Annotated in this window: 13 protein-coding genes; 7 read left to right on the plus strand and 6 right to left on the minus strand. The window is 58.2% G+C overall.

Annotated features, from left to right (window positions below):
- Nucleotides 1–18 precede the first annotated feature (18 nt).
- From Z945_RS0111960 to Z945_RS0111970, 3 genes are all read right to left on the minus strand, one after another.
- Nucleotides 19–2,541, minus strand: a complete 2,523-nt coding sequence (locus tag Z945_RS0111960) for a cation:proton antiporter (protein ID WP_025052345.1) — start codon at nucleotides 2,539–2,541, stop codon at nucleotides 19–21.
- A gap of 648 nt (nucleotides 2,542–3,189) precedes the next feature.
- Nucleotides 3,190–3,885 carry an NUDIX hydrolase gene (locus Z945_RS0111965; protein WP_025052346.1) on the minus strand — a complete coding sequence of 232 codons (696 nt, stop codon included), beginning with the start codon at nucleotides 3,883–3,885 and terminating at the stop codon, nucleotides 3,190–3,192.
- Between the two features lie 39 nt (nucleotides 3,886–3,924).
- Nucleotides 3,925–4,266 carry a DUF983 domain-containing protein gene (locus Z945_RS0111970; RefSeq protein ID WP_420911463.1) on the minus strand — a complete coding sequence of 114 codons (342 nt, stop codon included), beginning with the start codon at nucleotides 4,264–4,266 and terminating at the stop codon, nucleotides 3,925–3,927.
- A 272-nt stretch (nucleotides 4,267–4,538) separates the two neighbouring features.
- Here Z945_RS0111970 and Z945_RS0111975 point away from each other — a divergent pair, with 272 nt between their 5' ends.
- From Z945_RS0111975 to Z945_RS0111995, 5 genes are all read left to right on the plus strand, one after another.
- The gene (locus Z945_RS0111975) at nucleotides 4,539–5,189 is read left to right on the plus strand and encodes an EF-hand domain-containing protein (RefSeq protein WP_025052348.1); all 651 of its coding nucleotides are present in this window, start codon (nucleotides 4,539–4,541) and stop codon (nucleotides 5,187–5,189) included.
- Nucleotides 5,190–5,245: 56 nt separating this feature from the next.
- Nucleotides 5,246–5,833 (plus strand): RNA polymerase sigma factor, encoded by a 588-nt coding sequence (locus tag Z945_RS0111980; protein ID WP_025052349.1) that lies wholly within the window; start codon nucleotides 5,246–5,248, stop codon nucleotides 5,831–5,833.
- Complete coding sequence (locus Z945_RS0111985) at nucleotides 5,817–6,197, plus strand: hypothetical protein (protein ID WP_025052350.1); 381 nt, start codon at nucleotides 5,817–5,819, stop codon at nucleotides 6,195–6,197. The genes Z945_RS0111980 and Z945_RS0111985 overlap by 17 nt, the downstream gene beginning before the upstream one ends.
- 4 nt (nucleotides 6,198–6,201) lie before the next feature.
- Nucleotides 6,202–6,705 (plus strand): periplasmic heavy metal sensor, encoded by a 504-nt coding sequence (locus Z945_RS0111990; RefSeq protein WP_025052351.1) that lies wholly within the window; start codon nucleotides 6,202–6,204, stop codon nucleotides 6,703–6,705.
- Between the two features lie 113 nt (nucleotides 6,706–6,818).
- Nucleotides 6,819–7,262, plus strand: coding sequence for a hypothetical protein (locus tag Z945_RS0111995; RefSeq protein WP_052862699.1), 444 nt, complete (start codon nucleotides 6,819–6,821; stop codon nucleotides 7,260–7,262).
- An 82-nt stretch (nucleotides 7,263–7,344) separates the two neighbouring features.
- Here the strand turns inward: Z945_RS0111995 and Z945_RS0112000 are convergent, their stop codons facing one another.
- Genes Z945_RS0112000 through Z945_RS0112010 form a run of 3 tightly spaced genes read right to left on the minus strand, consistent with a single transcriptional unit; the run spans nucleotide 7,345 to nucleotide 9,889 of the window.
- On the minus strand, nucleotides 7,345–7,902 hold the full coding sequence (locus tag Z945_RS0112000) for a TadE/TadG family type IV pilus assembly protein (protein WP_025052353.1): 558 nt from the start codon (nucleotides 7,900–7,902) through the stop codon (nucleotides 7,345–7,347).
- Nucleotides 7,902–8,444, minus strand: a complete 543-nt coding sequence (locus Z945_RS0112005) for a TadE/TadG family type IV pilus assembly protein (protein ID WP_025052354.1) — start codon at nucleotides 8,442–8,444, stop codon at nucleotides 7,902–7,904. Before Z945_RS0112005 ends, Z945_RS0112000 begins: the two co-directional genes overlap by 1 nt.
- Nucleotides 8,441–9,889 carry a Tad domain-containing protein gene (locus tag Z945_RS0112010; protein ID WP_025052355.1) on the minus strand — a complete coding sequence of 483 codons (1,449 nt, stop codon included), beginning with the start codon at nucleotides 9,887–9,889 and terminating at the stop codon, nucleotides 8,441–8,443. Before Z945_RS0112010 ends, Z945_RS0112005 begins: the two co-directional genes overlap by 4 nt.
- 345 nt (nucleotides 9,890–10,234) lie before the next feature.
- Between Z945_RS0112010 and Z945_RS0112015 the strand changes: the two genes are divergently transcribed.
- Both Z945_RS0112015 and Z945_RS0112020 read left to right on the plus strand, forming a co-directional pair.
- Nucleotides 10,235–11,665, plus strand: a complete 1,431-nt coding sequence (locus Z945_RS0112015) for a Glu/Leu/Phe/Val family dehydrogenase (protein WP_025052356.1) — start codon at nucleotides 10,235–10,237, stop codon at nucleotides 11,663–11,665.
- Between the two features lie 153 nt (nucleotides 11,666–11,818).
- The gene (locus Z945_RS0112020; RefSeq protein WP_025052357.1) at nucleotides 11,819–13,072 is read left to right on the plus strand and encodes a sarcosine oxidase subunit beta family protein; all 1,254 of its coding nucleotides are present in this window, start codon (nucleotides 11,819–11,821) and stop codon (nucleotides 13,070–13,072) included.
- Nucleotides 13,073–13,085 lie beyond the last annotated feature (13 nt).

Here is a 13,085-nt window from a genome sequence, read left to right on the forward strand (position 1 = left end):
AACGATCCCGACCGTTGCTCACAACTCTTGAGGTGACGTTTTCGCATCAGACATGAGGTCGTCTGGATCCACGCCGCGCTCTTTTGCGCTAGCGCGAATGGCTTGCTGTATTGCCGGGCTACGGGCAAGCAAGCGACGGAAACGTCCGGCGTCGAGTACCAGCAGTGTTGAGGGTGCAATCGCGCGGACCTGTGCACGAACTGCTTTCTTTGTCAGAATTGCCATTTGGCCGAACATCTCGCCACCACCACGGCGCCATGTCTGCCCCGCACTTTCCAACTCGACTGCACCCGACGCGATAAAATAGACGCTGTCTGCGGGACCGTCTTTGGCAATGATGACTTCGCCGGAATTGACGTAAACTGTCTTAAGCGCACGCCCCAACTGCTTGAGCGCGGCATCCTCAATCCCGACAAACAATGGAAAGCGCTGCACAAGTTCCAACCGTTGAATAGCAATGTCGAGTGTCGGGCGTTGCTCGGATGCAGCGCGTTGAACATTCAGTCTTTGCATGAGGGATGTATAAACTTCTGCGCCGATCAACCCGTCTTCGCGCATGATGGTGTATTCACGCTCCTCAAGGCGCAGCGCGGTCCGCCGGATGAAACGACGTTCGAGTTTTTCCGCATAACCGGGGTATTGCAGTCGGAGGCCTTCCAATGCGGTCTCCATTGCTTCTACCCGCCGCGCGAGCAGTTCGTGCAGCAAATCGGCCACCCGGCGCCCGTGGATGCGGCGGATGCGGCTGTCGATGAAGGCATCAAGGTCTCGCAGGATCAATCTTTGCGACAACAACATCTCAAAACGGTCTGCGGTCATTCGGGCCAATGGTCCCGACAAACGCAGCCGACGCTGTAGCGCGACGCCGATTTTGAAGCCCCGACCGTAGGACACGCTACGCCGCGCCGCCCGCTGGTAACCGTTGCGCCCGTCCGATCGTGCCCCTTCAATCAGTCGGTCGGCATCCGAGAGGACTTGTTCGGCCATCCGCTGCGAAATTGTGCGTTCACGCATTCTGACGAGGATGGTGTCGCGCTCATGCCCCGCCAAAGCAATCAATCCCAAAGTAATCCTGTCCCGATCAAGGATTTCGGCACCGTCCTCAGCGGCTTGGACCGTTTGATCAAGGCGTTCGCCAAAATTTTTGGCTTCGGAACGGACAATTTCCCGCGTTAATTCGTAATTTTCGGTTGTCTTTTCGACGTCTTCACGCACGGTTTGCAGGGCGACAGCGACCACCTGCCGTGACAATGCTTCGTCTATCGGCGAAAGGCGGTCCAACCCAAGCCGTCTGATAACCGTTCTAAGAGTGGTACCTTGTACGATAAGCGTGAAAAGCGTGAAGCCCGTCGCAAGAATCCCAACGACACGTTTAATCTCGATCGGGACGAGCATGCTTTCGGTGACAGCCAATGCCAGCGCCAGCGTGACAGCACCGCGCAGTCCGCCCCATAGGATAGCCACACGGTAAGGGCGTTCGACTTCCGGTGACAGACGTAGCACCGTTAGCAGGGGCAGTAATCCGAACAAAATCAACGCCCGTGCAAAGACAGCGGCGCAAATAACGACACCGACCAGAACAAAATCTTCGGTTCTCACTTCTTCCAGCAGGCGCGGGATGAGCAAGGCGGCCAGAATAAAAATCAAGGCACCTGCCCAATGTGCCAACAGGACCCAGACCTCGTTCAGGTTTGTCCATGTCTGGGGTGACAAACGCCGCGGGCCCGTCAGGTTCATGGTAAGGCCAGCGGTGACAACTGCAATTACGCCCGATGCGCCGATTATCTGTTCCGCACCGATATAGACGAGATACGGCAGCGCGACCGAAACGGAAATCTGCGCGCGTTCATAATGGACAAAAGACGACATCACCCAGACAGCAAGGCGCGCGGTAAACCAGCCAGCCATTGCACCGCCGCCGATCAGCAACGGGAACTGCCCCAAGGCATCTGTCAACGTCGGGTCCGGCATGCCAAGCATCACAAACCCCATGAACAAACCAAACAGCGCGATTGCTGCGGCATCGTTCAACAGGCTCTCTCCTTCAATGATGCGGGCAAGTCGCTGCGGCGCAGAAATCGAGCGAAAAATTGAGACAACAGCCGAAGGGTCTGTGGTGGAAACGATGGCCCCGATCAAGAGGCAAGCGGCAAGCGGCAAGGTACTGGCCCAAGCCAAGGAGTACCCCACACTCAACGTGGCAACGACGACAGCCACTACTGCAAGCACCAGAATCGGCACCCAGTCGTCCAGCATGCGCCGCAAGTTCATTCCCAGTGTTGCTTGAAACAGTAGCGTCGGCAGGAACACATAGAGGAATACGTTCGACCGGATCGGCAAGCCGAGAATGGCCTCCGCGACCGGGTTCAGTGCGTCCGTCAGGTCAGTGCGCAGGAAAAAGATCGCTCCTGCGCCAATGAGTATCCCAACAAGCGCCAGAATTACGCTGTAAGGCAGCCGCAACCGTGCAGCGAGCGGTTCGGCTACGGCGATCACCAAAAAGAGCGATGAGATAACAGCTGTAATCAGTATGATGTTCATGGGGGCGAAATAGCAGAGTTTCAATCAGGAGAAAATTAGGGTTGGGGAAGAACCCTGAGATGCTTGGCCAATCAACGAGATTTATAACGCGGATAGCCTAGAGAATAGGTAATAATTGAAAAATCAACGCTTAACCGATCCAAAAAGAACCGCAGTGATGGCCCATGGCACAGTTTACAGACCGCAATATCGTCATCATTCGACGCAGCAGTTTATGCCCGACTGCAGATATTCGTACGCCTCATTGAGATTGCAGCGCACAGAAATGGAGTGTCGAACTTGAACGGTGCAAGTCGCCGTTCCTCTAAGCTTTACGAATTGCCGCAATGCTTGCGTCCCGTTTGCTGCTCCAAGCTTCAGCGAACGGGCGGTTGCGAAGATACTGCCAAAATTGCTCAATGGATATTGACTGTGAGAAAATGGTGAAAGCGCAGCGTTATCTGCGCCGCAGATACGCGCGCATGCTGCATCTGCGAAGATGGAGACTCAAACAACTACATCTTCAGCACAGCTGACATTCATCAATCGAGAATGCTGCACGAAGCATGACGGAGCGATTTCGGGAAGCCGCAGTGCGGCACCGGAGGCGGGTCTGAATGCCGGCTCTGGTTCAATGGCGACGTCAGTCCCGCGACCGAAGACACATCCTCACCCCTCCATCGGACGTCCGCGCAGGCGCAAGAACAGGCTCTCTTCGTCGTTGTTCTTGAAATAGGGAACGCTGGCGGGGGGATTGCGGTCGCGTGCGCGGGCTTCGACTTCGGCCATGACAACTTCGGTGATGAAGGGCATGTCAAAGCTGCGGGCTTCGGAGAGGGGCACCCATTGTAGGTGCGAAAGCTCGTCGCAGGCGGCGTCGAAGTCGTCCAGGTCGGTCGCGATGTCATCGGCATCGACCAGAAAGAACCGCGCGTCAAACCGGCGGGGGCGACCGGGGGGCGTAAGGGCGCGGAAGGTGAATTGCAGTGGGGCCGCGTGGGGTACATGGCCTGTGGCGGCAAAAGTTTCCCAGTCCGGCGGCGGGGGCGTATCCCAGGTGCCCTTGCGCCCAAGGATCAGGCCGGTTTCCTCCCAAAGCTCGCGCACGGCGGCCACAGCGATGGCATGGGCCAGCGTGGGGTCCGCGTCTTCGGTCAGGCGCTCGGCGCAGAGATCGGGCAAGGGGGCGGCCAGCGGAATATGCGCGTCGCCAGCATCGACAGCACCGCCCGGAAACACGAATTTGTTCGGCATAAAGACCGCTTTGGCCCCGCGTTGTCCCATAAGAATGCGCGGGCTTTCAAACCGGTCGCGCAGCACGATCACTGTTGCCGCGTTGCGGATCTGGCTTTTGTCGATGGTCATGGTCGCCCTCTTGCTTTGCACTGCGACCAAAGGGCAGGGCTAGCTGTCGCTGCCGAATCCACCCATGCCACGCGCCCATTGAAAGCCGATCATGGCTCCCTTCAGTCTGGGCAGAAGGTAGAGGGAGAGGCCAACACATCCAACCGCAAAAATGGTGAAAAGCGTCAAAGGTTCGGGCCGCCACGTCACAAACACCCAGTGCAACATCGGTGCCATCAGATGCCCGACGATTAAAATAGTCAAATAAGCAGGGCCGTCATCGGCACGATGGTGGTGAAATTCCTGTCGGCACACAGCGCAGTCGTAATTGACCTTCAGATAGCTTTTCAGAAGGGGACCGGACCCGCACCGGGGGCACTTTCCGCGCCATCCACGCAGCATCGCGCCCCAGCGCGGACGTTCGGTTGTTGTCTCGTCTGACTGCAAAGGGTCTGTGACAGATTGCACGTTATCGGGCATATCGCCTCCTAGGTTGCGGCTGATGTGCGCCTTTTGATCCAGAAAATAAAGAGCGCAGGCATCTGTTGCGGCGCGATGTCGCAAAAAAATGCCGCGCATTGTCATTTTTTTCGACGGAACGCCGGGGGGCCGCCGTTTGACAGGTATGTGGCCAGGAAAAACAGGTCACGGATAGAACATACAGGAGAACGACAATGAAAAAGTCCAATGTACAGATTTTGCTGCTGAGCGGATTGATTGCAACCGGCGCTTTTGCCGCTTCTGCCGATACAGGCCGCAACAGTCCCGACCGCGCAGCAATGTTCGGGCAGATCGACACAGATGGCAATGGCGCTTTGACAGCGCAAGAGTTTCAGGCCCATGCGGCAGCCCGCTTTGCGCAGGTTGATGCGGACGGTGACGGATTTCTCAGCGCCGAGGAACTTAAGAGCCAGGGCGGTAAAGGCCGTGGCCGTATGATGGAGCAGATGGACACCAACAAAGATGGTGCGCTGGATGCCGAAGAGCTGGCAGCGGCAGCCGAGGAGCGTGGCGGCAAACGCGCAGCCAAGATGGTAGAGCGCCTCGACACCAACAAGGACGGCACATTGCAAGCTGCCGAACTTGAGGCTGCGCAGGACAAACGCGGCAACAAACGCGTTGAAAAAATGTTGAAGCGTGTCGATGCGAATGGCGATGGCAAGGTCTCTCTTGAGGAGATTTCAGCCAAGCGTGATCCGGCAAAGATGTTTGACCGTCTTGATGCGGATAACGACGGCGCGGTCAGTGCCGATGAATTTGCAAAGGCCCGTGATCATGGCGGCAAACGCCACAAGGGTGGCAAACGCGACGGCGACCGGGGCTAATGGCTCTGGCCGGACCCTCTTGTCAGGGGCGTCCGGCCCGCTTAGCCACTAGGCTTATGTCTGAACCGATCCCCTCTGTGACCGCCGACGGTGAAGCGGCCCTGCTGCAGCGCTATGCAAATGGCGATGCGGCGGCGGCGCGGCTATTGGCGCAAAGCTTGACGCCACGGCTTTATGGTCATGCCATGCGGGTCTTGGGAGACGGGGCCGAGGCGGAAGATGTGACGCAAGAGGCGCTGTTGCGGCTTTGGCGGATCGCGCCGGACTGGCGTGTGGGCGAGGCCAAGGTCACAACCTGGCTTTACCGTGTGGTGGCCAATCTATGCACAGATCGGCTTCGCAAGCGGCGGAGCACGGGCATGGACGATATTGACGAACCCGCCGATCCCGCACCCGGCGTGGAAGCGCGGATGCAGAACGCGGCGCGGTATGATGCGCTGCAGCGGGCGCTGAACGATCTGCCCGACCGGCAGCGGCAAGCGGTGGTCCTGCGCCATATCGACGGGCTGACCAACCCCGAGATCGCAGAGATTTTGAACGCAGGCGTAGAAGCGGTAGAAAGCCTGACCGCGCGGGGCAAACGGGCGCTGAGCCTTGCATTGCAAGAACAGCGCGAGGCATTGGGGTATGAAGATGATGGATAACGGCAAAACCAAAGATACCAGCGCAGAAGCCCGGCTTGATGCGCTTTTCGATCAGGCCCGTGCAACGCCGCCTGCGGTGCCCGTTGCGCTGATGGCGCGGGTTCTTGCGGATGCGGCAGCCTTGCAACCGGCACCTCACGCAATGCGCACAGGCTGGCGCGGTTGGTTTGCAGCCCTTGGCGGCGCACCGGCCCTGAGCGGGCTTGTCTCGGCAAGTTGCCTGGGCTTTTGGTTAGGTTTTGCGCCACCCGACACCCTGCCGGATGTGGCAGGAGAGGTCTGGGGCGTGAACGTGTACGTCGAAGATGATAGCATGGATGGGGTCGAACTGATGGCCTTTGGCTGGGACATCGAGGAAGGATAGAGAGATGGATGCACAAAAGCCAAAGCAACCCATGAGCCGTGTGGTGAAAACCGTGCTGATTTTGTCGCTGGCGCTGAATTTTGTGGTGCTGGGGCTGGCGGCAGGTGCCGCTTGGCGCTTTTCCGGTGAAAACCATGCCGACCGGCGCGGAAGCCCGTCCGTACAGAGCTATGGCGCGCCCTATATCCGGGCGTTGCCGCGAGAGATGCGTCGCGAACTGGGCCGTAGTCTCCGACGTGACGGCGGTTTGCCCGACCGTGCCGTGCGCCGCGCGCAATACGACCAGATGGTGACACTGTTGCGCAGCACCCCCTTTGACGCCGATGCGGTGCGCGATATCCTGGCCGATCAACGCAGCACAGCAGAAGCGTTCCAAGTGCAGGCCCAGAACGGGTGGGTCGCCCTGGTCACAGAGATGTCCCAGACCGAGCGAGCAACTCTTGCAGACAAGCTGCAGGAGCAGTTGGCGCGCATCACAAAGAAGCGTGAAGGCAAGCCCGACCGTTGATCCTGCGCCTTGCTCCCTTCGGTGCCGCGGGGTAGGGACGCGCAGGTCACCAATGGAGCGGATCTGTGGAATTTAAAGACGAGAACGAGGTGCTGGCGACAGTCAGAGCGTCGATGGGTCGGCGGGTACTGGGTTTGGGGTCACTGGCGGTTCTGGGGATCATGCTGATCTACATCGCTCTTACGCGGTCGCCCGCTGCGCATTGGCAGGTATTTTTCATTGCGGTCGGGGTCGGTGCAATCTGGATGGCCGACGTCATGCGTCGTGCCACCGCCAGTACCATCGAGCTGACGCCAGTGGTGTTGCGCGATGCGGATGGCACAGTAATCGCACGGGTCAAAGACATTCAGAGCATGGACCGTGGCTTTTTCGCTTTTAAGCCTTCGAACGGTTTCCTGTTGAAAACCGCAGCCTCTGGCAGCCGTCACTGGCGGCCCGGTCTGTGGTGGCGTTTGGGCCGCCGCATCGGCATCGGCGGCATGACACCGGGATCGCAGACCAAATATATGTCAGAAATTCTGGCCGCGATGATGGCCACCCGCGACAATATTAGCTGATACCGCAAAGCAACCACCCGAACGAAATGGCCCGCACCATTTGGGGTGCGGGCCATTTCGTTCGGGTATCTCACCCGTCGGCTTATTCACATTGCTCCCAGCAGACACGGGGGGCGAAACGCGGGCGGGTAAAGACGAAGTTCTTGATCTCGCGTTGCTCCAGCCCGGTGGCGAAGGGCGGATCGTAACGGCTCCATGTCTCCACCAGCATGATGCGCTCGTTGTCTGGCATGACGGGCAGTTTGTATGACCAGTCGCGCACGTCCTCGTTCGACAACTCCGGCACGGAACCCGCAGTCTTGGACCAGTCGCGGTGGAAGCGGTCGTTCGGTTGGTCATAGACCAATGAAGTCACGCGGAGCGACGACCTGCCCTGACTGCGCGACAGATATTCGTACATCTGCAGTGATCCGGTGATGTAGGCGGCATCAAGCGGCGCCGTCTCTCGAGAGATGGAATCGCCGATCGTATAGGCGGCCTTCTGATGGATGCTGTAATTCCGAAAGGTCTCGAAGATCGAGAAGACCGACAGGAAGGTCCAGAACATCATTGGCATAATGATCATGGCTTCGATGGCGATTGTACCATCCTCGCGCCGGCCAAACCGGGCCAGTGCGGACTTAAAGCGGTTGATGAACATTATCCTGGCTCCTGAACAAAGGCGGCGGTTGAAATCATTTTCGCCTGTCTTGAGTCCTCGCCCTCGATCATTTCCTTGCCCAGACCAGTGGTCGGGAAGATTGGATCAAAGCGAACGCAGGCCCGCAGCATCATCATCTGGTTTTCCTGACCAAGGTTGAAACCGCGTGGCGGGTGAGGGTCGGCCGAGACATCGACGCAATCTGCGGACTGGTTGAACTGGGCGAACGCGCGCGGATCCACTGTGACCATCTCGAGGCGCAGGGTTTCGCTGCAGTTTTCCAGCCAACCCACGTTCAGGCAAATCAGGTCCTTGATGTCGTCATGCTTGTGATCGACGTTCGTGGTCAGTCGGACGTGGCGCACGGCGATGTCGAGGCCCCGGTCCAGATACATCTGGCGCATGGAGTAGATGCCCATTTCGACCGACATCAGGAACGCTCCGAAAAGCAGTGGCACGAAAATACAGAATTCGATCAGTATTGCCGAGCCGTCCTCGCTGCGGCGAAAGAGCCGCAGTCTTTTCTGGATGGACCGTATCATTGTGTGAGCCTCAGCTGGTTAAGTTGACGCGCGATTGACTGGAACGCATCGGTGATTTCGATGCCTTCGACCCGGAAGAAGTGACTGGGTGAAGAGGCGCAGTTGCGCATCACGTTGGCACCGTGGTCAGTTACCTCAAAGCCGATCGACCAGATCACGATTTTCTTGGCTTTTGCGGCGGAACATACGTTTGCGAGCAGATAATCGGCCTGCGACGCGGTGTATTTGGTTGTTCTCCAGAAGTAGTGATCACTCGAGCGGACGTATCTATCCAGGTACCAGTCGAGCGGGTAGTTGCTCCAGTGCAGGCGGTGGTTGTAGTTAGCGTAGACCTGTGGCCCGATGCGGTTTGTATCCACGTTCTGACCATCCGTCATCAGAATGATCGTCTTGAGCGTGTCGGCCGAGCTTGGTTTGTCTACAGGTGGATACGGTGCCGGACGATTGCGGAACACAGCAGGCACACCCGGCAAAACCTGGTTGAATGACTGCCAGGACGGATCCAGCATCGCAACGCCCCACTTCATGCCCAGATGGATGGACGTGTTGGACCGCGGCTGAAACTGGTTGATCTGACCTTTGAGCGCAGCAGCGTTTTGGGAGAAGGATGTGACTTCTTCGTATGGCTCGTTGGGGCAGGTGGGATTGGTGATGTTATCGGATCCGTTGTTGCGTCCGTTCCAGCTCCAACCGGTCTCGAAATGCTGCATATGCTCATATGGAGCGCCAGCATTTCCGAAACGAACCGAGGTGGTGCTGAAGTCCGTATCGGCGAAATCGACGCAGAAGGACCAGTCATGCACCTGGTTCACATTCATCTCGTCCACAATGTCTTCGCCCACGTTGACCTGCGCGGTGTAGGGCACCACAGAGATCGAGATCAGATCACGGTTTTCTGGTGTCAGCACAGCGTCAATGAACTCGCCCGCGGCGTTGCGCAGGTTCTGCATCTTGTTGTTCTCGCGCATTGAGCCCGAAATATCGAGCACCATCGAAATTTCGACTTTCTCGATTTTTTCTTCAGCCGTCGACAGACCGGGCACTGTCAGGGAGTCAACGCCGAGGAAATCCATGAACTGTGTGTTCATGTTCATGTCGGCCTCGACAGTCACCTTGCGGAAGTTGATACCCTGGTCGACGCTCACACTCGACACATAGTCTTCCATGCCGGACTTTGCGAAATAGTCGCGCACCACCGCATCGGGATCCAGTTCCTGGTCAAGGTCGGCAGCGGCAAGCACAGCGCGGTCAGACACCGCCTGAATGCGGGTGCGCTCCATCTCGTGACGCATCATATCGACGCCGATGCCCCCGATCAGAACCATGCAGAAGATCATGAAGCAGGCAAAGATCGTTATGCTGCCGTCTTCCTGTTTCGCAAAGCTGCGAGAAAGCAGAAGCAGGTCTCGGTAATCCAGACGTGTTTTCCGTGTATCTCGTTTCATAGTCATCAACCTTTCCAGCCGGTCCCTTTTTGGAACACCCCAGCATTAGGGTGGGCTTTACCATTGATCCCTTTTGCTCCTTGAACGTGGCGGAAATTGGGCAAATCATTGGCGAATAATGGTATTTTAGGTGCGGTTTGGGCCGCAATGCTGCCACGGAAGGCTGGCTGTTGCGCCTGCGTGGACAGTCACAGACCGTGCAAGCAAATTCTGGATCGTCGTTAATGCGCCCCTGTTAACGATTAATAAAGTGGCAGATTGCAAAAGCCTTTGATAGAGATTCGACAAGGCGACATTATGGCATTCAGCGCACTTCGGTCGCCGCGATCCAAAAGGAGACCTCCGATGCAGCCGTCAAACGAGCCAAGTTTTCGTGACAGCGTGGACATCATGTTCAACCGCGCCGTAGCCCTGATGGACCTGCCGCCGGGCCTCGAGGAAAAAATCAGGGTCTGCAACGCCACCTATACGGTGCGCTTTGGCGTGCGACTGCGCGGCAAGATCCAGACCTTCACAGGCTACCGTTCGGTTCATTCCGAACACATGGAGCCGGTCAAGGGCGGCATCCGGTATTCACTCGGCGTCAATCAGAACGAGGTGGAGGCGCTGGCCGCGCTGATGACCTACAAATGTGCTTTGGTAGAGGCACCCTTTGGCGGGTCCAAAGGCGGGCTTTGCATTGATCCGCGTGATTATGACGACCACGAGCTTGAGCTGATTACCCGCCGCTTTGCCTATGAGCTGATCAAACGCGATATGATTAACCCGGCGCAAAACGTGCCCGCCCCCGACATGGGCACAGGCGAACGCGAGATGGCCTGGATCGCGGACCAATACAAGCGGATGAACACGACGGACATTAACGGTGTTGCCTGTGTGACCGGCAAGCCGACCCACGCCGGCGGCATTCAGGGCAGGACCGAGGCCACAGGCCGGGGTGTGCAATATGCCCTGCATGCGTTCTTCCGCGACGGGATGGGATTGGACAAGGCGGGCCTGAAGGGACCGCTGCGCGACAAACGGGTGATTGTGCAGGGGCTTGGCAACGTGGGCTATCACGCCGCCAAATTCCTGAGCGAAGAAGACGGATGCCGGATTACCGCCATCATCGAACGCGATGGTGCATTGCATGACGAAGGCGGGCTGGATGTCGAGGCTGTCTATCAATGGATCGCCAAGCACGGCACGATCACCGGCTATCCTGATGCAACGCTGGAAGCTGACGGGGCAAGGTTGCTGGAGAACGATTGTGACGTGCTGATCCCGGCAGCGCTGGAAGGGGTGATCAATCTTGGCAACGCCGAGCGCATCAAGGCTCCGCTGGTCATCGAGGCCGCCAATGGCCCGGTTACTGCGGGCGCGGATGAAATCCTGCGCGACAAGGGCACGGTGATCGTGCCTGATATGTATGCCAATGCGGGCGGTGTCACGGTCAGCTATTTCGAATGGGTCAAGAACCTGAGCCACATCCGCTTTGGCAGGATGCAGCGCCGGCAAGAGGAAGCGCGCCATCAACTCATTGTAGACGAGCTTGAAAGACTGAGCGCGGACAGCGGCATCGGCTGGCAGCTTAGTCCGAACTTCAAAGAGAAGTATTTGCGCGGTGCGGGCGAGCTGGAGCTGGTCCGGTCAGGGTTGGACGACACGATGTCGACAGCATATGAATCAATGGCGCAGGTCTGGCACGGGCGCGAGGATGTGCGCGATCTGCGCACGGCTGCCTATCTCGTTTCCATCGACAAGGTGGCGGCCAGCTACCGCGCCAAGGGGCTGTAGCAAAGACGAAAGCCTTCTAAATCATCACCTCTGCGCGGCCTTACGTCGCGCAGGGACCTGTGCGCGCCGCGAAACGCCAATCCCGGACAGATTGCCATTGATACTTATCTTGTTGCCTGCTTGGGTAGCGGGAATAGGATCGGGGGTAACTGGATGCGGTTTTCAGGATGGCGCGTGTTGCGCGAAGGCTTGACCGGCAACAAGGGCTGGGCACCGCATTGGCGTGATCCGGAGCCCAAGGCCGAATATGACGCGGTGATCATCGGTGGCGGCGGGCATGGGCTGTCCACGGCCTACTACCTCGCCAAGAACCACGGCATGACCAATATCGCGGTGTTAGAAAAGGGTTATCTGGGTGGCGGCAACGTGGGGCGCAACACCACCATCGTGCGCGCGAACTATGGCCAGCAGGGCAATTCGGAATTCTATTCGCATTCGCTGAAATTGTGGGAGGGTCTGGAAGAAGATCTGAACTACAACGCGATGCATTCCGCACGCGGGATCATCAACCTGTTTCACTCCGACGGCCAGCGCGACGCCTTTGCGCGACGCGGCAATATGATGATCAACCAGGGCGATGACGCGGAGCTGTTGGACCGCGAAGGCGTGCGGCATTTGCTGCCTTATCTCGATTTCGACAACATCCGATTTCCGGTCTACGGCGGGCTGTTACACCGGCGCGGCGGCACGGCGCGGCATGATGCGGTCGCCTGGGGCTACGCCCGCGGGGCCGACCAGCGCGGCGTGGACCTGATTCAGCAGTGCGAAGTGACGGGTATCAACATCGAGAACGGGGTGGTTAAAGGCGTCCAGACCACACGCGGCGCGATCCGGGCCAAGAAGGTTGGCATCGTGGTTGCGGGGCGTTCCGGTCAGGTGGCGGCGATGGCTGGCATGCGCCTTCCGATCGAAAGTCATGTTTTGCAGGCTTTTGTGACCGAAGGGCTGAAGCCTGTCATCGACCATGTGGTCAGCTTTGGCATGGGTCACTTTTACATCAGCCAGTCCGACAAGGGCGGCTTGGTGTTCGGCGGTGATCTGGATTTCTACGCCTCTTATGCCTCCCGCGGGAACATGCCGATGATGGAGCATGTGATGGAGGCGGGCATGACGCTGATGCCGATGATCGGCAAGGCGAAGGTCTTGCGCAGTTGGGGCGGGATTATGGACATGACCCCCGATGGCAGCCCGATCATCGACAAGACCGACACGGAAGGTTTGTTCATAGATTGCGGCTGGTGCTACGGCGGGTTCAAAGCGGTGCCGGGATCGGGGTTCAGTTTTGCCCATCTGATGGCAACGGGAAACCACCATGCCCCGGCGGCGAAATTCCGTCTGGACCGGTTCCGCACCGGAGCCGGGTTGATGGACGAGGAGGCCACTGGTGCGCAGCATAACCTGCACTAGCGCGGGTTGAGAA

The organism is Sulfitobacter noctilucae, from assembly GCF_000622365.1.
In the GTDB taxonomy this organism is placed as follows: domain Bacteria; phylum Pseudomonadota; class Alphaproteobacteria; order Rhodobacterales; family Rhodobacteraceae; genus Sulfitobacter; species Sulfitobacter noctilucae.